Origin of the sequence: Rhodococcus sp. ACS1, from assembly GCF_002300155.1 — a bacterium.
Lineage (GTDB): Bacteria > Actinomycetota > Actinomycetes > Mycobacteriales > Mycobacteriaceae > Rhodococcus_F > Rhodococcus_F koreensis.
The window spans coordinates 188,102-206,205 of the sequence record NZ_NSDZ01000002.1 but is presented as its reverse complement, the minus strand read 5'-3'; the positions used below and the strand labels follow the sequence as shown (position 1 = coordinate 206,205).

21 protein-coding genes and 1 tRNA gene are annotated in these 18,104 nt (G+C 68.1%); 10 read left to right on the top strand and 12 right to left on the bottom strand.

The features are described from left to right. Nucleotides 1-11 precede the first annotated feature (11 nt). Nucleotides 12-947 (bottom strand): iron uptake transporter permease EfeU, encoded by a 936-nt coding sequence (gene efeU / locus CJ179_RS08285; protein WP_095861160.1) that lies wholly within the window; start codon nucleotides 945-947, stop codon nucleotides 12-14. 246 nt (nucleotides 948-1,193) lie between these two features. Between efeU and CJ179_RS08280 the strand changes: the two genes are divergently transcribed. The 6 genes from CJ179_RS08280 to CJ179_RS08255 all read left to right on the top strand — a co-directional run bounded on the left by CJ179_RS08280 (nucleotide 1,194) and on the right by CJ179_RS08255 (nucleotide 5,824). Further along, nucleotides 1,194-1,964 (top strand): lytic transglycosylase domain-containing protein, encoded by a 771-nt coding sequence (locus tag CJ179_RS08280; RefSeq protein WP_095861419.1) that lies wholly within the window; start codon nucleotides 1,194-1,196, stop codon nucleotides 1,962-1,964. A 198-nt stretch (nucleotides 1,965-2,162) separates the two neighbouring features. Beyond that, nucleotides 2,163-3,449 carry a phosphopyruvate hydratase gene (eno, locus tag CJ179_RS08275; RefSeq protein WP_072940896.1) on the top strand — a complete coding sequence of 429 codons (1,287 nt, stop codon included), beginning with the start codon at nucleotides 2,163-2,165 and terminating at the stop codon, nucleotides 3,447-3,449. Nucleotides 3,450-3,482: 33 nt separating this feature from the next. Beyond that, nucleotides 3,483-4,205, top strand: coding sequence for a septum formation initiator family protein (locus CJ179_RS08270; RefSeq protein WP_072940893.1), 723 nt, complete (start codon nucleotides 3,483-3,485; stop codon nucleotides 4,203-4,205). Then, on the top strand, nucleotides 4,202-4,756 hold the full coding sequence (locus CJ179_RS08265; protein WP_072940892.1) for a DUF501 domain-containing protein: 555 nt from the start codon (nucleotides 4,202-4,204) through the stop codon (nucleotides 4,754-4,756). Before CJ179_RS08270 ends, CJ179_RS08265 begins: the two co-directional genes overlap by 4 nt. After that, nucleotides 4,753-5,697 (top strand): Ppx/GppA phosphatase family protein, encoded by a 945-nt coding sequence (locus tag CJ179_RS08260; RefSeq protein ID WP_095861159.1) that lies wholly within the window; start codon nucleotides 4,753-4,755, stop codon nucleotides 5,695-5,697. Before CJ179_RS08265 ends, CJ179_RS08260 begins: the two co-directional genes overlap by 4 nt. 50 nt (nucleotides 5,698-5,747) lie before the next feature. After that, a tRNA-Leu gene (locus CJ179_RS08255) sits at nucleotides 5,748-5,824 on the top strand. A 234-nt stretch (nucleotides 5,825-6,058) separates the two neighbouring features. Here CJ179_RS08255 and CJ179_RS52640 read toward each other — a convergent pair. From CJ179_RS52640 to CJ179_RS08235, 4 genes are all read right to left on the bottom strand, one after another. Beyond that, nucleotides 6,059-6,637: an HNH endonuclease gene (locus CJ179_RS52640; RefSeq protein ID WP_241031531.1), complete on the bottom strand. Its 579-nt coding sequence runs from the start codon at nucleotides 6,635-6,637 to the stop codon at nucleotides 6,059-6,061. Nucleotides 6,638-6,708: 71 nt separating this feature from the next. Next, nucleotides 6,709-7,485 (bottom strand): trans-aconitate 2-methyltransferase, encoded by a 777-nt coding sequence (locus CJ179_RS08245; RefSeq protein ID WP_095861158.1) that lies wholly within the window; start codon nucleotides 7,483-7,485, stop codon nucleotides 6,709-6,711. Nucleotides 7,486-7,502: 17 nt separating this feature from the next. Further along, nucleotides 7,503-7,874, bottom strand: a complete 372-nt coding sequence (locus tag CJ179_RS08240) for a hypothetical protein (RefSeq protein WP_095861418.1) — start codon at nucleotides 7,872-7,874, stop codon at nucleotides 7,503-7,505. A 154-nt stretch (nucleotides 7,875-8,028) separates the two neighbouring features. Then, nucleotides 8,029-8,472 carry a hypothetical protein gene (locus tag CJ179_RS08235; RefSeq protein ID WP_072940882.1) on the bottom strand — a complete coding sequence of 148 codons (444 nt, stop codon included), beginning with the start codon at nucleotides 8,470-8,472 and terminating at the stop codon, nucleotides 8,029-8,031. A gap of 171 nt (nucleotides 8,473-8,643) precedes the next feature. Here CJ179_RS08235 and CJ179_RS08230 point away from each other — a divergent pair, with 171 nt between their 5' ends. Together CJ179_RS08230 and CJ179_RS08225 are read left to right on the top strand one after the other, a co-directional pair. Continuing rightward, the gene (locus CJ179_RS08230; protein WP_072940880.1) at nucleotides 8,644-9,078 is read left to right on the top strand and encodes a hypothetical protein; all 435 of its coding nucleotides are present in this window, start codon (nucleotides 8,644-8,646) and stop codon (nucleotides 9,076-9,078) included. Beyond that, nucleotides 9,075-9,677 carry a metallophosphoesterase gene (locus CJ179_RS08225; protein WP_072940877.1) on the top strand — a complete coding sequence of 201 codons (603 nt, stop codon included), beginning with the start codon at nucleotides 9,075-9,077 and terminating at the stop codon, nucleotides 9,675-9,677. The genes CJ179_RS08230 and CJ179_RS08225 overlap by 4 nt, the downstream gene beginning before the upstream one ends. Here the strand turns inward: CJ179_RS08225 and CJ179_RS08220 are convergent. The 5 genes from CJ179_RS08220 to CJ179_RS08200 all read right to left on the bottom strand — a co-directional run bounded on the left by CJ179_RS08220 (nucleotide 9,649) and on the right by CJ179_RS08200 (nucleotide 13,844). Further along, nucleotides 9,649-10,635: a helix-turn-helix domain-containing protein gene (locus tag CJ179_RS08220; RefSeq protein WP_095861157.1), complete on the bottom strand. Its 987-nt coding sequence runs from the start codon at nucleotides 10,633-10,635 to the stop codon at nucleotides 9,649-9,651. The two genes, CJ179_RS08225 and CJ179_RS08220, sit on opposite strands and share 29 nt — an antisense overlap. 16 nt (nucleotides 10,636-10,651) lie before the next feature. After that, on the bottom strand, nucleotides 10,652-11,191 hold the full coding sequence (locus tag CJ179_RS08215; protein WP_095861156.1) for a MarR family winged helix-turn-helix transcriptional regulator: 540 nt from the start codon (nucleotides 11,189-11,191) through the stop codon (nucleotides 10,652-10,654). A gap of 91 nt (nucleotides 11,192-11,282) precedes the next feature. Continuing rightward, nucleotides 11,283-12,116: a mycofactocin-coupled SDR family oxidoreductase gene (locus tag CJ179_RS08210; protein WP_072940868.1), complete on the bottom strand. Its 834-nt coding sequence runs from the start codon at nucleotides 12,114-12,116 to the stop codon at nucleotides 11,283-11,285. Between the two features lie 23 nt (nucleotides 12,117-12,139). Continuing rightward, complete coding sequence (locus CJ179_RS08205; RefSeq protein WP_072941198.1) at nucleotides 12,140-12,883, bottom strand: SDR family NAD(P)-dependent oxidoreductase; 744 nt, start codon at nucleotides 12,881-12,883, stop codon at nucleotides 12,140-12,142. Nucleotides 12,884-12,908: 25 nt separating this feature from the next. Further along, nucleotides 12,909-13,844 (bottom strand): 3-oxoacyl-ACP reductase, encoded by a 936-nt coding sequence (locus CJ179_RS08200; protein WP_072940866.1) that lies wholly within the window; start codon nucleotides 13,842-13,844, stop codon nucleotides 12,909-12,911. Between the two features lie 247 nt (nucleotides 13,845-14,091). On the opposite strand from CJ179_RS08200, the gene CJ179_RS08195 reads away from it, so the two are divergent. Next, on the top strand, nucleotides 14,092-15,555 hold the full coding sequence (locus tag CJ179_RS08195; RefSeq protein WP_072940864.1) for an MFS transporter: 1,464 nt from the start codon (nucleotides 14,092-14,094) through the stop codon (nucleotides 15,553-15,555). A 71-nt stretch (nucleotides 15,556-15,626) separates the two neighbouring features. Here the strand turns inward: CJ179_RS08195 and CJ179_RS08190 are convergent, their stop codons facing one another. Together CJ179_RS08190 and CJ179_RS08185 are read right to left on the bottom strand one after the other, a co-directional pair. Continuing rightward, a complete protein-coding gene (locus tag CJ179_RS08190; protein WP_072940861.1) occupies nucleotides 15,627-16,109 on the bottom strand; it encodes a nuclear transport factor 2 family protein in 483 nt (160 codons plus the stop codon). Next, a complete protein-coding gene (locus CJ179_RS08185) occupies nucleotides 16,106-17,002 on the bottom strand; it encodes a TIGR03619 family F420-dependent LLM class oxidoreductase (RefSeq protein ID WP_095861155.1) in 897 nt (298 codons plus the stop codon). Before CJ179_RS08185 ends, CJ179_RS08190 begins: the two co-directional genes overlap by 4 nt. A gap of 200 nt (nucleotides 17,003-17,202) precedes the next feature. Between CJ179_RS08185 and CJ179_RS08180 the strand changes: the two genes are divergently transcribed. Beyond that, complete coding sequence (locus tag CJ179_RS08180; protein ID WP_095861154.1) at nucleotides 17,203-18,096, top strand: IclR family transcriptional regulator; 894 nt, start codon at nucleotides 17,203-17,205, stop codon at nucleotides 18,094-18,096. Nucleotides 18,097-18,104: the final 8 nt, after the last annotated feature.

Genomic DNA, 18,104 nt, shown 5'->3' with positions numbered 1-18,104 from the left:
GACGTTGCCTTTCACGAAACTGTTTCGTCGGGTGAGGGGGAGGCAGTGCGCTCGGGGGCCGCGGAGGCCGTCGGGGATGCGGAGGGCTCGGGTGCGCGTGTGGGCGCGGAGACGGGCCGGAGGAACAGGAACAGGACCACGACGACGTACACGACCCAGGCGACCGCCTGCAGGACGGTCGGGTCGGGCCGGAAGTTGAAGATGCCGGCGAGGACGGTGCCGTACCAGCTGGAGGCGTCGTATCCGCCGGAGATGTCGAACGCGAGTGCGGAACCGCCGGGCAGGACGCCACCGACCTGCAGGGCGTGGATGCCGTACCCGAGGATTCCGGCGGCGACGATGATCAGGAAGATGCCGGTGTACTTGAAGAATTTCGCGAAGTCGAGGCGGACGGCACCGATGTACAGCAGCACGGTGAGGACCGCGGCCGCGACGATGCCGAGCAGGAGGCCGACGAGAGGCCACGCACTGCCTGCGGTGTTCTCGGCGTACCCGACCATGAGGAGCGCGGTCTCGACACCTTCTCGGCCGACGGCGAAGAACGCGAGCGTGAGTACCGCGATCGGACCGGCGACCAGTGCCTTCTCCATGCCGGCCTTGAGGTCGTGGGAGATGGTCCGCGCGGCCTTCCGCATCCACAGCACCATCGTGGTGACGATCGCGACCGCGACGAGGGAGGCGACGCCGGCGATGATCTCGGCGGTCAGTCCGGTGACGGTGGATGTTCCGTAGTGGATGACGAGGAAGATCGCCGCCACCATCGCCACGGCGATGCCGACGCCGAGCCAGACCCATTTGAGTGCGTCCTTGCGTTCGGCTTTCACGAGGAACGCGGCGAGGATCATGACGACGATGCCCGCCTCGAGGCCCTCGCGCAGACCGATCAATCCACTGCCGAACAGCTGTGTGGCGATCGACGGCGCGGTCCCTGCGGCGAGAACTGACATGCACACTCCTGATCGAGGCGGGTCGAGCGCGAGCGATCAGCAAGGTTGGGTAGGCAACCTTGCAGTAGGCAAGGCGAACCTTAGCCCTGTGGAAAAACATACACCGGGTGAGCGCGTCCGAAGAACCCCTCACCTGCACTTTTACAACTCTTTACGTTAGGCGTGTTGCCGTGTCGTGACCCGTATTCGGTGTGGACGCCGTCTCGCCTGGCCGGGATCGACGAGTTCGGTGTGGATGATGGAGACGTGAACCGATATCCCGCGCGGCCGACACGTCGTTCCCGATGGCCCGGACCGCTGTTCGCTCTGCTCGCGGCGACGGTGGTCGTGGTTCTCGCCTACGGCGCGTGCTCGCGGGAGCAGCAACCGAGGATCGCCATACCGGAAGGCATCCCACCAGGTCCCGGTGCGGCGACCCCGCCGATCGACATCAACGCGCCGGGACGCTCCGCGGATCAACTGCACGAGTGGTCCGCCGGACTGGCCGACTCGATCGGCGTCGGAGGTACCGCGCTCGAGGCGTACGGCTACGCGTCGGCGGTGATGGCCGAGACGAAACCCGGATGCGGGATCGGGTGGACCACCCTCGCCGGAATCGCCAGCGTCGAGAGCAGGCACGGCACGCACGCCGGTTCGACGGTCGGGCCGACCGGACAGGTGACGCCCGAGATCCGGGGCATCCCGCTCGACGGCGGACCCGGCGTCGCCGAGATCCCCGACACCGACGGCGGGGTGATGGACGGCGACCCGGTGCACGACCGCGCCATGGGTCCCCTGCAGTTCATTCCCGAGACGTGGAAGAGGTGGGGTGTCGACGCGAACGGTGACGGCGTGGCCGACGCCGACAACATCGACGACTCGGCGTTGACCGCCGCCCGCTACCTGTGCGAGCGGGGCGGCGACCTCACCTCGCCGGAGGGCTGGCAGTCGGCTCTGATGGCCTACAACCTGTCGGGGGAGTACCTCACCCTGGTACGCGACCGGGCGTCCGCCTACTCCGTCGGGGTGCGCCCGTAACCCTTCCACCACCGCTTCGTGACCTGATCGCCGTCGTATCGAGAGAGGTGTCGCGCGGGCGGATCGCCGTCGGCGGGGCGCGCCATCCCGCGCCGGTTTCGGTGTGCCGTTACGCTGTGTCCTGGCACGATCTGGTGTCCTGGCACGATCGGACCGGTCGCTGCACAGTGCGAAGGCCAATATAAGGAGAATCAGCAAGTGTCCATCATTGAGCAGGTCGGAGCCCGTGAGATCCTCGATTCCCGTGGTAACCCCACGGTGGAGGTCGAGGTGCTGCTCGACGACGGAAGTTTCGCTCGCGCCGCGGTTCCGTCGGGTGCCTCGACCGGTGAGCACGAGGCCGTCGAACTGCGTGACGGTGGTGACCGGTACAACGGCAAGGGTGTCGAGAAGGCCGTCGAGGCCGTCCTGAGCGAGATCGCTCCGGCCATCATCGGGATCGACGCCACCGAGCAGCGAACCGTCGACCAGGCCCTGCTGGACGCCGACGGCACCCCCGACAAGTCGCGTCTGGGCGCCAACGCGCTCCTGGGTGCGTCCCTCGCGGTCGCCCGCGCGGCCGCCGAGTCGTCCGGTCTCGACCTTTTCCGTTACGTCGGAGGCCCCAACGCCCACGTCCTGCCCGTCCCGATGATGAACATCCTCAACGGTGGCGCGCACGCAGACACCGGTGTCGACGTCCAGGAGTTCATGGTCGCCCCGATCGGTGCCGCCACATTCAAGGAGTCCCTGCGCTGGGGCGCCGAGGTGTACCACGCCCTCAAGTCGGTGCTGAAGGAGAAGGGCCTGGCCACCGGTCTCGGTGACGAGGGCGGCTTCGCCCCCGACGTCGCGGGCACCAAGGAAGCCCTCGACCTGATCAGCGTCGCCATCGGCAAGACCGGTCTGGTGCTGGGCACCGACGTGGCGCTGGCACTCGACGTCGCCGCCACCGAGTTCTACACGGACGGCACCGGCTACAAGTTCGAGGGCAGCAACCGGACCGCGGACGAGATGGCGGCGTTCTACGCCGAACTGGTCGACGCGTACCCGATCGTATCCATCGAGGACCCGCTGGACGAGGACGACTGGGACGGCTGGGTCGCCCTCACCGATCAGATCGGCAACAAGGTCCAGCTCGTCGGTGACGACCTGTTCGTCACCAACCCGGAGCGTCTGGAAGAGGGCATCGTCAAGGGCGCCGCGAACGCGCTGCTGGTGAAGGTCAACCAGATCGGCACGCTGACCGAGACCCTCGACGCCGTCGACCTCGCGCACCGCAACGGCTACAAGACGATGATGAGCCACCGGTCCGGCGAGACCGAGGACACCACCATCGCCGACCTCGCGGTCGCCGTGGGCAGTGGTCAGATCAAGACCGGCGCCCCCGCACGCAGCGAGCGTGTCGCCAAGTACAACCAGCTGCTGCGCATCGAGGAGAACCTGGGCGACGCCGCCCGCTACGCCGGCGAGGTCGCCTTCCCGCGGTTCGCATTCGAAGGCTGACGTTCGACAGTCGAGTGAGGGGTGTTGGGGTAGGTGGCACAGCGCGGCAGGCCGCGGTCGTCCGGAGCAAGTCCGGGCGGCCGTGGCACCGGGCGTGGTGAACGGGCCCGCGGAAGCCGCGCGGAGGGCGCTCCCGGAGCGCGACGCCCCCGCACCACCAAGTCGACGACGCCGGGGCAGGCCGACGGCAAACCGGACGCCGTCGACAGCGCCGACACCGGCAAGGTGCTCCCCGGCCGCGCCCGCCCGAGACGGGTGGGCGCGACCGGGGCCGCCCGCATACCTCGGTCCGAGCACAAGATCCTCGGGCTGTCGACGGGCCAGGCGCTCGTCCTCGTCATGGTCGTGCTGCTTCTCGCCCTCACCCTCGCGGTTCCGCTGCGCAACTACCTCACCCAGCGTGGTGAAGCGGATCGCATTGCAGCGGAACAGGTTCAACTCGAGAAGGATCTGCGGGAACTGCGGATTCTCGAGGAGCGTTACTCCGACCCCGCCTACATCGAGGCGCAGGCGCGGGGACGGCTCCGGTGGGTGAAGCCCGGCGACACGCCGTTCCAGGTGCAGCTGCCCGGCGACTACAAGGAGCCGGAGAAGCAGGAGGAGAAGGACGCCGAGATGGCGGGCCCCTGGTACTCCGACCTGTGGAAGACCATTTCAGAACCGCCGGCCGCGCCCGAGGTGCAGCCGGCACCGGCTCCGGCGCCCCCCATGGTGCCGCCGCCCGTACCGCCAGAACCAGGAGAACCCACCGGGTGACCACTTCGTCCAACCCGTCCAGCCCCGTGCCGCAGGAAGACCTCGACGCCGTCGCCGCCCAACTCGGCCGCGAACCGCGAGGAGTGCTCGAGATCGCGTACCGCAGTCCCGACGGCGCACCCGGCGTCGTGAAGACCGCGCCCAAACTTCCCGACGGAACGCCGTTCCCGACGCTGTACTACCTGACCGACCCGCGACTGACCGCGGAGGCCAGCAGGCAGGAGTCCGCGGGTGTGATGCGTGAGATGACCGAACGTCTCGGGCAGGACCCGGAACTCGCGGCCGCATACCTGCGCGCCCACCAGTCGTATCTCGCCGAGCGTGACGCCATCGAACCATTGGGAACGGACTTCACCGGCGGCGGCATGCCCGAACGCGTCAAATGCCTGCACGTGCTGATGGCCCACTCGCTCGCGAAGGGGCCGGGCGTCAACCCGCTCGGCGACGAGTCGGTGGCCCTCGCCGCATCCGCGGCAGGCGGAAAGCTGAGGGGCACCGCGATTCCCGCGGACTGGCCCGGCATCGACGACATCGAAAGTCCCGAACAGTGACGCGCGTCGCCGCCGTCGACTGCGGCACGAACTCCATCCGCCTCCTCGTCGCCGATGTCGACGACAAGGGTGCCTTGCACGACGTCTGCCGCGAGATGCGCGTCGTCCGGCTGGGGCAGGGCGTGGACGCCACCGGGCGTCTGGCGCCCGAGGCCATCGAACGCACCCGCGTCGCGTTGACCGAGTACGCCGGAATGATCGCGGACGCCGGCGCCACCGCCGTCCGCATGGTGGCCACGTCCGCCACCCGCGACGCGTCCAATCGGGAGGATTTCTTCTCGATGACCCGCGACGTGCTCGGTGCCGTCATCCCGGGCGCCGGGGCCGAAGTCATCACCGGCGACGAGGAAGCGCGACTGTCGTTCAACGGTGCGGTCGGGGAACTCGATCCCTCCCAGGGGCCGTTCGTGGTCGTGGACCTCGGCGGTGGTTCCACCGAAGTGGTGCTCGGCGACGAATCCGGCGTTCACGCGGCGTTCTCCACCGACATCGGGTGCGTGCGCATCACCGAGCGCTGCCTCCACCACGATCCGCCGACGCCCGCACAGATCGAGGACGCCCGGGCCTTCGCACAGGAACGCCTCGACGACGCGTTCGCTCGCGTCCCCGTCGAACAAGCCCACACCTGGGTGGGCGTCGCAGGCACCATGACCACGATCGCCGCACTCGCGAAAGAGCTGCCCGAATACGACGCCGAACAGGTGCATCTCTCCCGCATCCCGCTGCCCCGGCTGCGGGAGGTCTGCAACTCGCTGATCGCCATGACCCACACCGAACGCGCCGCGCTCGGACCGATGCACCCCGGACGGGTCGACGTCATCGGCGGCGGAGCGATCGTGACCCTCGCCCTCGCCGACGCATTCGAGAAAAAGGCCGGCATCGACCAACTCGTCGTCAGCGAACACGACATCCTCGACGGAATCGCCTTGTCGATCGCCTGAGCTAGGGTGATCTGCGCACGGTCGCCGAGCAACACCCTCGGCGACCGGTAGCCCCTATAGCCCAATTGGCAGAGGCAGCGGACTTAAAATCCGCCAAGTGTCGGTTCGAGTCCGACTGGGGGCACCATTAAGCCGCAGTGGAGCATTTCCGCCTCGCGCTACGAAGGTGACGTTGACCAGGTCGCGGCGTGGCTGGATCGGGTGGAGCGGCACGAGCACGACACGGACCGAGACGTCCGTCCGATCCGAGGCCGAAGGGTCGGCGACACATGCATCGGATGGCGAACTGGTCGTTTGAGGTGTGCGAGCTGGCGGAGTGCGAGAGCACGGGGCAGGCGATATGACGCACCGCAGGCAAGCCCTACCCCGCCGCGATGATCCTGTTCGACTTGGTCCGGTTACACCGCCAGCACAAGGTTTGAAGATTCTCCGGCGCTGTCAGACCGCCCTTGGACACAGGCATGATGTGATCCACCTCCAGCAACAGATGCGGTTCCGCCGACAGAGAAATCGAGCAGTACCGGCAAGTGTGGTTGTCACGGGTCTTGATCATGTTGCGCAGCGTCGTGGTTATGAGCGCGCGCTGGCCGGCCGCGCTCTTCAGCCACTTGATCTTCTGCGACATAGTTTCGATCAGCACGTCGATCGTCTGCCGGTTGAGAGTGACAGATGATCGCTGGCCGCTGTTTCCACCGGCACTGACGTACTCGAAGGTATAGACCGGGTACGGCACGCTGATCGGCGACAACTCGACTCCGACGTGCTTCATGAGCTCGTCGGAGTAGTGCTCGAGGACGAACTTCGGCGGGTTGACCATTTGTGTGATGCCGGCCTCCCGCTGCTGAAGATTCGCGACCGCATCCTCCAGACGGGTGATGCCGTCCCCGAGGCTCTCCACCTCGGCGAGGTCTTCCTCGTTGAGATGGCGCGACAAGTTCAAGTCAGCGCGTGAGCCCGTGCGCTGGGCGAGGAAGTAAGCGCCAAGCCCGAGCCACCGCCGACGCGCCGCTGTCAGGACTGCCGGACGAGTTCCGCGCGCATCTGAGTGAACAGGAACAACCCCGGGCGTCGGGAGATCTGCTCGTACTCGCGTGCGACGTCGTCCATGAACTCGGGGACGGCGGCGTCGTCGAGGTGCGCGGTCCAGTCGGTGGATCCGACGGTGCACCACCGCACGAAATCTTCTCGGGAGCCGAAATCCCATTCGACGTCCCGGACGACGAGGTTCGTGGTGTCGAGTCCTGTCGCTTTCGCGAATCCGCGGAATGTCGCGGGCTCGATGTGGATGAACGGCGCCGTGAAGTCGGTGAAGAACTCCGCCCACCGTGGGCGTGCCGAGATGGCCATCATCACGTCTTCGATACTGGTCCGTGGACCGGCGCACACCATCTGGACGATCACACGGCCACCGTCCACGACGCTGCGGGCGATCGCGGCCAACGCCACCTGCAGGTCGGGAACCCAGTGCAGCGCGTTGAACGACACCGCGACGTCGAACTCACGGTCGAACGGAAGGTCGCGAGCGTCCGCGAAACGGAACTCGGCGCGGGCCCCGTCCGGCACCGCCCTCGATTCTGCCTTCGCGATCATCCGCGGGGAGGCATCCACTCCGACCACCGAACCGCCGGGAAGCCGCTCGGCGATCCGGAGCGTGACGAATCCGTCGCCGCACCCCACGTCCAGCACACGTTCAGTGCCGGCGAGGGTGAGCTCCGCGATCGACTGCTCCGCGACGGCGCGCTGCAGTGCGCCGACATCGGCGTAGCCTTCGCCGTCCCAGTCGACCACGACGGCCCGCGGTTCTCTCAGGCTCCCTGGTGGTGCGGGCTCGAGTGTGCGCCGCCCCCGGATCGCGCGATGGACGCGCGGACGCGGGCCGTGGCCTGCCAGATCTGAGTGCTGTCGTGCACGCTGATACACGGTATTCCCTGTTCACGGGCGCTCTGAATCGCCTGCGCGTCCTGAGGGGAGCCGACTCCGTCGAGGACGTCCTCGGTGACGATCGCGCAGAGCGCGGGGCCGTCCAGCTTCCGGACGGGCTCGAGTCCGTGGACGACCATCCACTGCTTGACCATCGCCCAGTGCGACACCTCTTTGTACCGGGTGGGGTTTCCGATGAAGAGAACCCGACGAGAGCGGCGGGCGCGAGCGATATCGATGTGCGTGACGGTAGCCATGGCGGAGGGTTCCTGTCCGTTGCGGGATTCCGTACTGTCAATCCCCACTCGCACCGGTTTCGTTACGCCCCGCCCCAGGAAGTTCGCCGATCCCGCATACGTGAGTGCGAAAGAGTGCTCGAACACGCTTTGCCGCTCACGTACGCGGGGGCCGTCAGCTGCCGAACGGGCTGCCCGACGAGCCTCCGCCGCCTGGCCCGGACGTGTCGGTCACGGTGACGGTGGTGGGGTCCTCGGTGCCGTTGGTCAGCGGCGGAGCGGTGCCCCACTGCTCGAAAGACGGAATGCTCGAGCAGGACCACTGGACCGAGTACTTGCCGGGGTCGACGGTGGCCCGGAGTTCGCCGTCGTCTCCGCCCATCACGACGGTGGGTCCCACAATGGCGGCGGGCACGGTCCCGTCGACGGGGAGGACGTTCATCAGGCACAACACCGCCCCGGGGACGTCGTACCGGACTTCCATGACCACCGCGTTCCCGTCGTCGGTGATGTCGACGGCGATGTCCTCGGGTGCCGCGGACGCCGTGGGTGCGGCGAGCAGACCCACGCCGGTGACTGCGGCGGCGATTCCTGCGGTTCGTGCGATCGTGACCTTCATCGGTGCATCCTTCCGGACTTCTCGGTTGCCGGTTTTGGTACGAGCCAGGAGCCACCCGGGAGTATCGCACCTCCAACCCGGATCTGCTGGGATGCGAAAGGTGGAACACTGCTGGTCTGGGGGTTCTCAGCGTGTCGATCCGGCACCCGGTGCATCGAAGGAGACGGCGAAGTGCTCGGACGGAAGAACTACACGGAGGAAGAGATCGATCACGCCGAGGCGTCCGTCGCGGAGCAACTCGCCGTGTACACGTCGCTGACGGGAGCGATCGCGGGCGAGGTCACGGGCAAGAAGGTCTTCGCCGCGCTGGAGGATTTCGAGCCCCTGTTCTTCGGCAACATGGTCCTCGCGCTGGACCGCTACTTCGTCCACCGGGTCCGGGCGGTGACGGGCAAGGACGCGAACCCGCTCAACGAAGTCGAGATCATTGTCGACTCATTAATGAACAACGGCGGCGTCCTGCGCGGCATCAGCGTCCTGAAGTATGTCCCCGACCAGTCCGTTCTGAAGCTCGAGATCGGCGACCCGATCCGGGTGAGAGCCGACGACTTCACACGTCTGTCGGCAGCGTTCTTCGCGGAGCTGCGGTCGCGGTTCCTGGCATGAGCGTCTGGTTCACGTCCGACCTGCACCTTCGTCACGCGCGGCTGGTGGAGATCCGGGGCTTCGACGCGGAGATCGACGCGCACGACGAATCCATCCTCGACAGTCTGGGTGCCGCCGTCGGGAGCGGCGACCAACTGTGGATACTCGGCGACGTCACCGTCGGGGGTAAAGCCGCCGAGGACTGGGCGCTCCGCGCGCTGGACGAGTTCGCGCGAAAACGGAACGTCGAGCTGCATCTGATCCCCGGCAATCACGACTCGTGCCACCCGATGGCGAACCGCAACAGCCACCTCAGGCAGCGGGTCTTCCTGGACACGTTCGCGTCGGTGCAGCTGTTCGCGCGACGGAAGGTCGCGGGCCGGACCGTGCTGCTGTCCCATTTCCCGTACACCGGCGACCACACCGAGGAGGACCGGGGCGTGAAGTACCGCCTGCAGGACGGGGGAGACTGGTTGCTGCACGGGCACACTCACCAATCCGCTGTACTCGACGCCGCCGTGCATCCCCGGCAGATCCACGTCGGCTGGGACAGTTGGCGCCGACCCGTCCACGTCGACGAGGTCGCGGAGATCATCGAATCCGTCGCTCCGTCTCCGTGAGCGGGGTGGCCGCGGCGCGATAGGTGCCGGGCGTCGATCCGTGAGTGGCCTTGAACAGCCGGGAGAAGTGGGCGGCGTCGGCGAAACCCCAGCGGGCACCGATGGCCGAGACGGTCAGCTCGCGGTACCGGGGGTCGGCGAGATCTCGACGGCACTGCTCGAGTCGCCTTCGCCGAATCCATCCGCTCACCGTGTCGCCCTCGGCTTCGAACATCTTCTGCAGGTGCCGCACCGAGATGTGATGGGCGGCCGCGATCGACTGCAGATCCAGCTCCCGGTCGGCGAGCCGCTCGTCGATGAACGCGGTGACCCGGGCCTGCAGTTCGTCGCCGCGCGACAACGGGGTCGGCCCGTCGGCGAGGTGGAGTTGCTCTGCGAATGCGGCCGCGACCAGGTCGAGGACGGCATCGCCGAGATGCAGCGCGACGGTGGGGGAGGCGTCGGCGATCTGCTCGCCGAGTCCGCGCAGCAGGGGCGTGACGACGGCGCCGAGCCCTTGCCTGCCCGACACCCGGCGCGCGGTGAGCTGCGCGATGCCGTCGGGCGGAACGCGCAGGAGATGCCGGGGGAACATCACGACCAGCATCCGGAACCGGTCGTCGAACGACAGCTGATACGGGCGGGTCGTGTCGTAGATCGCGAAGTCACCCGGGGTGAGCGCAGCTTCACGGCCGTCCTGGGCGAGGATGCAGCAGCCGCCCACCTGCAGTCCGAGTTTGAAGTAGTCGGGGTTGGCGGCGCGGATCGTCCGCGGCGTGCGCCGAATGACGTGCGGGGCGGCCGTGACCTCACTGATCCGGACCGCCCCGACCGTCGCGCCGCGCACCACGCCGCGGAAGTCGTCGTGGTCCGCCGACGTCATCTCGAGGGGGACGAACGCGTCGCTCACCGACTCGCGGAACTCGTCGAACGACACGAGGCGCTGTTCCCCGGGACGGATCAGGCTGCTCACGGCCATCACCTACTCGTCACGGCTAGCTGCGTTTGACGGCTTCGCGGGCGGCGGTGCCCGACGCCATCTTCTCCAGCAACCCGATCAGGACGACCCGTTCCGACGGTGTCAGCGTCTCGGTCCACGTCTGCTCACGCTTGTTGTGCGCCGAGTACGTGCTGACGATGGCCTCGCGCCCGGCGTCCGTCAGCTCGAGATCGACGGCCCGGCGGTCGCCGGCGGACGGTCGCCGGGTCACGAGCCCGTCGCGCTCGAGCGTGTTGACCAGGGCCGACACCGCAGACCTGCTCATCCCGGACAGCGACGCCACCCGCTTGGCCTCGCACGGTCCGGCGAGCCACAACACGAACAGCACCCGGAACCCCGGCCAGCTCCACCCGCTGGGCCGGTGGACCGTCGCCTCGAGGTCGTAGACGAGGGCGCTCGTCACCCGGTGCAGCGCGAGCACCAGCCGCATCGACACCGGATCGACCTCGGGCAACTCGTCGACGGTCTTGCCCACCGCGAAGTCCATGAAGGACAGGAAGTCCAAATCGCTCTGGTCGGTCGTCTCGTCGGGCATGAACCCAGGTTAGCGGCCTGTACTGCTTAATCAAAGCCTTGACCAAAGGCGTCCCGTGAGTACTTATCAACGTCCGGCGGTTGATAAGTACTCACAGGCCGCGGGCGGCAGTACCCGCGTCGACGGGCAGGACGATGCCGCTGATGTGCGCGCTGCCCTCGGCGCCGAGGAACAGCACGACGCGGGTGATCTCGGCGGCGTCCAGCCACGCCACGGGCTGGGCGTGCAGGCTGCGGAACACCGGTTCCACATCCTCGGCGGCGGGTGCCTCCAGGTCGGGACGCATCATCCGGTAGAGGGCGTCGTTGTGGATCATCGGTGTCGAGATATTGCCCGGTGCAATCGCATTCACGGTGATGCCGTGCGGGGCGAGATCGAGCGCAGCGCTCTTGGTGAGCCCGATGACGCCCCACTTCGACGCCGCGTACGCCGCCATGTTGGTGCTGCCTGCGCGGCCCAGCATCGACGAGATGGTGACGATCCGGCCGTATCCCCGCCGGATCATGCCGGGTGCCACCGCCCCCACCGTGTTGAAGACGCCGGTGAGGTTGGAACCGATCGCCTCCGACCACTGTTCCTGCGTGAGCGACTGCACGGGGGCGGCCACGGAGACGCCGGCATTCGCGACCGCGATATCGATCCGCCCGAACTCGGACTCCGCCTCCGCGACGAGTGCGTCCATCGCGGCCCGGTCGGCGGTGTCCGCCTTGGCGGTGAGGCACCGGCGGCCGGTGGCGCGCACCAGTTCGGCGGTCTCGTCGAGGTCGGCGGCGGTGGCCAGGGGGTAGTTCACCGCCGGGCTGTCCTCGCAGCGGTCGCACAGCACGATGTCTGCCCCGCGTTCCGCCAGTGCCACCGCGTGGCTGCGTCCCTGGCCGCGCGCGCCGCCGGTGATCAGGGCGACTCGGCCCTGGAAGTCGTTCATCGTCGTTCTCCTGTCCGGGCGGATCAGCGCAGCTTGATGCTGCCGCCGTCCGCCATCAGTGTCTGGCCGGTCATGTATCGGGAATCGTCGGACGCGAGGAACACCGCCACGGGTGCGATGTCGGTCTCGGGGTCGCCGATGCGCTGCAGCGGAACCTTCGCGACGGACGCGGCGGCGCGGTCGGGGAATTGTTCCTGCCAGGCGAGGACGCCCTCGGTCGCGGCGAACGGGCAGATCACGTTGACCCGGATCTGATCGGCCGCCCATTCGTTGGCCGCCACCCGGCTCACCCCGCGAATCGCTTCCTTCGCGGCGGCGTACGACGTCTGGGTGGGCATCCCGTCGAGTCCGGACCCGGACGCGAAGTTGATCACCGAACCGTTCGCCGCCTTCAACTGCTCGTAGCAGGCCTGCATCAGGTGCACCACCGGATAGAACCCGGTGCGGAACGAGAGGTCGAACATCTCCTGGGTGTGGTCGATCAGCAACGCCTGACGCGAGGCGTGGGCGTTGTTGACCAGCACGTCCACCGATCCGAACGCTGCGACCGCGGCGTCGCGGATCTGCTCGGCGGACTCGCGCCGGGAGATGTCGGCGTTCAGGAAACGGGCGGCCGCTCCGAGTTTCTGCTCGAGTTCCCGACCGCGTTTTTCGTCGATGTCGACGAACAGGACGTTGGCGCCCTCGCGGACGAACACCGTCGTGACGGCCCGTCCGATGCCGCCGGCGCCGCCGGTCACGATCGCTGTCTTTCCGTGCAGCCTCAACGTGTGCTCCTTCTGCGATCGCGGCTCAGGCACCGGCGAGGACGCCGGTCGCCAGCGCAACCTTCTCCAGTTCGGCGACGCTGAACGCCGCGTAGTTCTCGTACGGTCCGCGACCGGCGAAATACGGTGTGAGGAGGCCGTCGAGCTCCTCGGGTGAGAACGCGGAACCCGCTGCGTCGAAGCGGTTCTCGACCTTCGGTGCCTCCATGAGCGCGACCATCTTGCCGTAGACGACGAACACCTGCCCGGTGATCGCGTCGGCGGCGGGGGAGGCCAGGTAGTGGACGAGGGTGGCGACACGTTCGGGGGACAGGGGGTCGAGGCCCGTGTCGCCCGGGTTCTCGCCGAACGCGTCGGCGGTCATGGCCGTCCTGGCGCGCGGGCAGATCGCGTTGGCCCGAACCCCGTAGCGGGACAGGCCCTGCGCCGTCGACAGGGTGAGCGCGGTGATCCCGGCCTTCGCGGCCGAGTAGTTGGGCTGTCCCGCGGACCCGAACAGGAACGCCTCCGACGACGTGTTGACGACCCGCCCGTACACCGGGCCGCCGGCGGCCTTGCTCGCCTCGCGCCAGTGCACGGCCGCGGCGCGCGACGTGGCGGCGTGCCCCTTCAGGTGGACGCGGATGACGTCGTCCCAGTCGGATTCGGAGAGGTTGAAAATCATCTTGTCGCGCAGGATTCCGGCGTTGTTGACGAGGATGTCCATCGATCCGAACGCGCTGACGGCCTCGTCGACGAGGCGCGCGCCGAGCGCCCAGTCGGAGACGTCGCCGGTGACGGCGACGGCCCGGCCGCCGGCCGCGGTGATCTGCGAGGCGACCTCGTGTGCGCCGTCGCCCATGTCGTTGACGACGACCGCGGCTCCGGCGGCCGCGAGTGCGAGGGCTTCGGCCCGGCCGAGGCCTGCGCCGGCGCCGGTGACGACGGCGGTGCGTCCGGTAAGGCTGAGTGATTCCGTCATGGGAACTCCTGATCCGCGAAGAGAAAATTAGATTTCATTCTAGTTGTATCGCATGAACTACTGATCAGTCACTAGATGGTCGCAATATCGTGCAGGAATGTTTTCTACTATTCGTGTCGTTTCGCGTCACCGGGCACCGGCCGCGGGTAGGTCTCGGTGAGTGGGAACTGTGGTCGGCGTCACTGTGCGTCATGCCAGGTTGGGCGTGCTGATCCACTCGAATCCCCCGGAGCCACATATGCATAACATGCCCCTGTCCCCAGGTGAGGCGGAGCGCGCACCGCTCTCACGCGGGAAGTCGTTCGCCCTCCTGGCCCTGATCATCCTTCTGGTCGAGGTCATCCCGCTCGCCTACAACTTCGTCACCCCGGCGCTGCCGGAGATCGCGAAACACTTCGGCACCGCGAACGTCGGCTGGGTGATCACGATCGTCACGCTCGTGCTCGCCGCCTCGACTCCGCTCGTCGGCAAACTCGGCGACATCTACGGCAAGAAGCGGATGATGCTCGTGTCGGCCGCGGTATTCGGCGCCGGATCACTCCTCGGAGCGCTGGCCCCCACCTTCGAACTGTTCCTCGTGGGCCGCGGCCTCCAGGGCGCGGGCATGGCGATCCTCGTGCTCGCCTACGGGCTGATCCGCGACATCCTGCCGCCGTCGATCATTCCCGTGGCGGTGGGATTTGTCGCCACGGGCATGGGCGCCAGCACCATCCTCGGCCCGATCATCGGCGGCTATCTCATCGACCACTTCGGCTACACCGGCGTGTTCTGGGCGCAACTTGCCCACGTGGTGGTCGTCGGCATCGCGGTCGCGATCTTCGTGCCCGAGACCACCCTGCGCACCCGGTCGAAACTCGATGTGCTCGGTGCGGTGATTCTCGGTCTCGGCGCCTTCGTGCTGCTGTTCGGCATCGGCAAGGCCGCCACGTGGGGGTACACGGCGCCTCAGACGCTTCTCTGCGTGGGTGGCGGTCTCGCCGTTCTCGCCGGTTGGCTGGTCTACGAACGCACGCCGAAGGAGCCGCTCGTCGACCTGCAGATGCTCAGGCACGGACCCGTCGCGAAGACGCTGGCCGCCAGCGGTTTCGTGCAGTTCGTCCTGGTCAGCCATTCGATGCTCATCCCGATGTTCGTGATGACCGACCCCGACCTCGGTCTCGGCTACGGATTCGGCGTCACCGCCCTCGCCGTCGCAATCTACACCGTTCCGACGGGTGTCGTGTCGATGATCGCGGGCCCGGTGGGCGGCTACTTCACCCGGCGCATCGGCCCCGCGCCGGTTCTGGTGTTCGGCGGCGCTTCCCTGTCGCTCGGGTCGGTCCTGCTCGCCACCCTGCACGACTCGACCGTCCAGATGATGTTCGGGCAGTTGGTGATCGGCCTCGGGCTCGGTTCCGCGTCGGCGACGTTGCCGAATCTCATCATGCGCACCGTGCCCGCGCAGACGCAGGGGATCGCCGGTGGGATGCTGAACCTGTCGGGCTCGCTGGGCAGTGCGATCGGCAGCCAGATGATGATCGCCATCGTCGCGATCCCCGGCGTCGTGCTGGTGGGCCGCGCCGCCCAGTACTCGGAGAAGGGATTCGTCTACGCCTTCTTCACGCTGGCGGTCGCCGGACTGCTGGCCGCGGTGATGGGACTTCTCCTCACCCGCAACAAGATCGAGCGCCCGGCCGACGCGGCCGCACCCACGTCGGAGTTGGTCGCCTGACCGTCGCCCGCCGCACCAGGACGAGGCCCGCAGCACCTGCGGGCCTCGTTTCGGTGCAGCCGAAGCCGTGCTCAGTCGCGCACCCCCGCGGCCAGCAGGGTGCGGGCCTCCTCGCGACCGTCGAGAAGCCGATTGACGCGGCGGGTCACCTTCCACTCGCCGTCGATCTTGGCGAGCTCCCACCGGTTTGCGGTGATCCGGTGGACCCGGAACCCGGCGTCGTCGTGAATGATCAACTGCGACTTGCATGTGGCCACCGCGGTATCGCCGTCGACGCGCACGTGCCCGGGCTCGAGCATGTGCGCGCAGCCGCCGCCGATCCAGCCCTGATGTGCCTGCGACTGCACCATCGCCGTGATGGCCGCATGCCCGCGCATCACCCCGGTGTCGACGTCGTACACGCCGTCCTCGGTCCACAGACGCGCGACGGCGTCGGCCGAGCCGCTGTCGATGGCGGGGCCGTAGGCGGTCATCAGCTCGAGGATGGCGAGCTTGTCCTCGAGGGCGGTGACGCGTTCGGCGAGTGTGCGGACGAGTTCTTCGGTGCCGGTCATGGGCGGATCCTGTCTTCGGTCGTGGTGCGGAAGGAGAGGCCGAGGGTGTCGCCCAGCTGCCGGAGGGCCTCCAGTTGCTCGCAGTAGTGGGCTGCGCTCGTGGACGTGAGGGTGGCGCTGACGACGGTGGTGCCGGCCTCGCGACGTCGTTCGAGGGAGCGGGCCACGGCGCCCCGTGAGCCGATCGGATCGAGCGGTGCGCCTGCGCTGAGGACCACCTCGAATTTCTCGGGAAGGTCGACCCGGGCGAGCAGCGCGCACAACTCGTCGAGTGACAGACCGAACGGCACCCAGCCGTCGCCGAGCGTCGTCGCGCGGCGCAGGGACCGCAGTGTGCGTCCCCCGATCCACAGCGGGACTCGCGGCTGGACGGCGTGCGGTTCGACGACGACGCCGTCGAAGTCGTAGAACGGGCCGTGGTACTCGGGCCTCGGTTGCGACAGGGACGCGCGCAGCGCCGCGAGCGCGTCGTCGGCGCGGGCGCCGCGGTCGTCGAAGTGGGCGCCGAGCAGGTCGAATTCCTCGCGCAGGCTGCCCACGCCCAGGCCGAGCACGAGCCGGCCGCCGCTGACGACGTCGAGCGTGCCGTAGCGCTTGGCGATCTCGAGGGGGTGGTGATAGCCGAGCACCAGAACCTGCGTGGCCAGGCGGATGCCGGTGGTCTGTGCGGCGAGGAACCCGAGGGTCGCGAGCGGGTCCCAGTAGGTGCCGCCGCGTTCCACTGCGACGTCGGTGGGGACGGCGACATGCTCGCTGCAGGTGAGGTGGTGGTAGCCGAGGCGGTCGGCCGTGCGGGCGATCGCGGTGAGCTCCGCGATGCCGGCGCCGAGTTCCCAGTCCGCGCGGACCGCGGGGTGCGCGATGACGATGGGCGGCGCGATTCCTATGTGCATCAGTTCGTAACTCCGCTCTCGGGGTCGTCTGTTGTCACCGTTGTAGTGGAGGTACCCCGCGGGGTGCGCGGAGATTCCCGGTGACCGGGCGCGGCGGTTGCCCGATTCCTTCCCCGCGGCGGGCGCGGCTGGTACATTTTAAGAATTCATTTCAGTTTTTGTCGGACGTATGCGTGTGACCAGGATATTTGGAGGCGTCGATGACTGTCGTCGATTTGGATGATGCACTGTCGGTACCCGCTGCGAAGAAGGATCTGCCGCCGTCGATGGTGGAACGGATGACGCTCATCCTCGACGCGTTCGACGGCCGGACGTCGCGCCTGACGCTCGAAGAGGTGGCGTGCCGCACCCGGCTGCCGCGGTCCACCGTGCACCGCATCCTCGACCAGCTCGTCCGTCTCGACTGGGTCGACCACGCCAGCTTCGGCTACTGCCTCGGGCGGCGGGCGATGGGACTCGGCGGCGGCGACAACGGGCACAGCCAGGTCCGGGCCGCGGCGGCCCCGCTGCTGCACGAACTGCACATGCAGACCGGGATGGTCGTGCACCTGGCCGTGCTGGACGGCGCGGAGAGCGTGTACCTGGACAAGGTGGGCGGGCGGATGGCCGCGGCCCTGCCGTCCCGCGTGGGTGGGCGCGTGCCCGCCTACACGACGGCGGGCGGCAAGGCGATGCTCGCATGGGTCGACCCGGAGCAGGTGGACGGCATGTACGGGCCGCGGCTCAGCCGCAGCACGGACCGCACGATCACCGAACTGTCCACGTTGCACCAGGAGCTCAACCGGATCCGGCAACGTCGCGGTCTCGCCTTCGAGCGCGGGGAGGCGGTGCGCGGAATCGGGTGCGTCGGTGTCGCTGTCCGCAGCGCCGACGGACCGGTCGCCGGCATCTCGCTGTGCGGAGACGCGCGCACCGTCCAACTCGAGCGCGTCGCCCCGCTCGTCGTCGACGCAGCCCGGGAAGTCACGCGGACGCTGCACCCCGAACTGGGAACGCCCCGCCGCGGCCGCCGGACTCCGGAGATCCCGGACAGCTCGTGGTCGACCGAGACCCTCGACCAGCTCCTCGCGGTGCAGTCGGGGCAATGGCTGTAGCGCCCGTG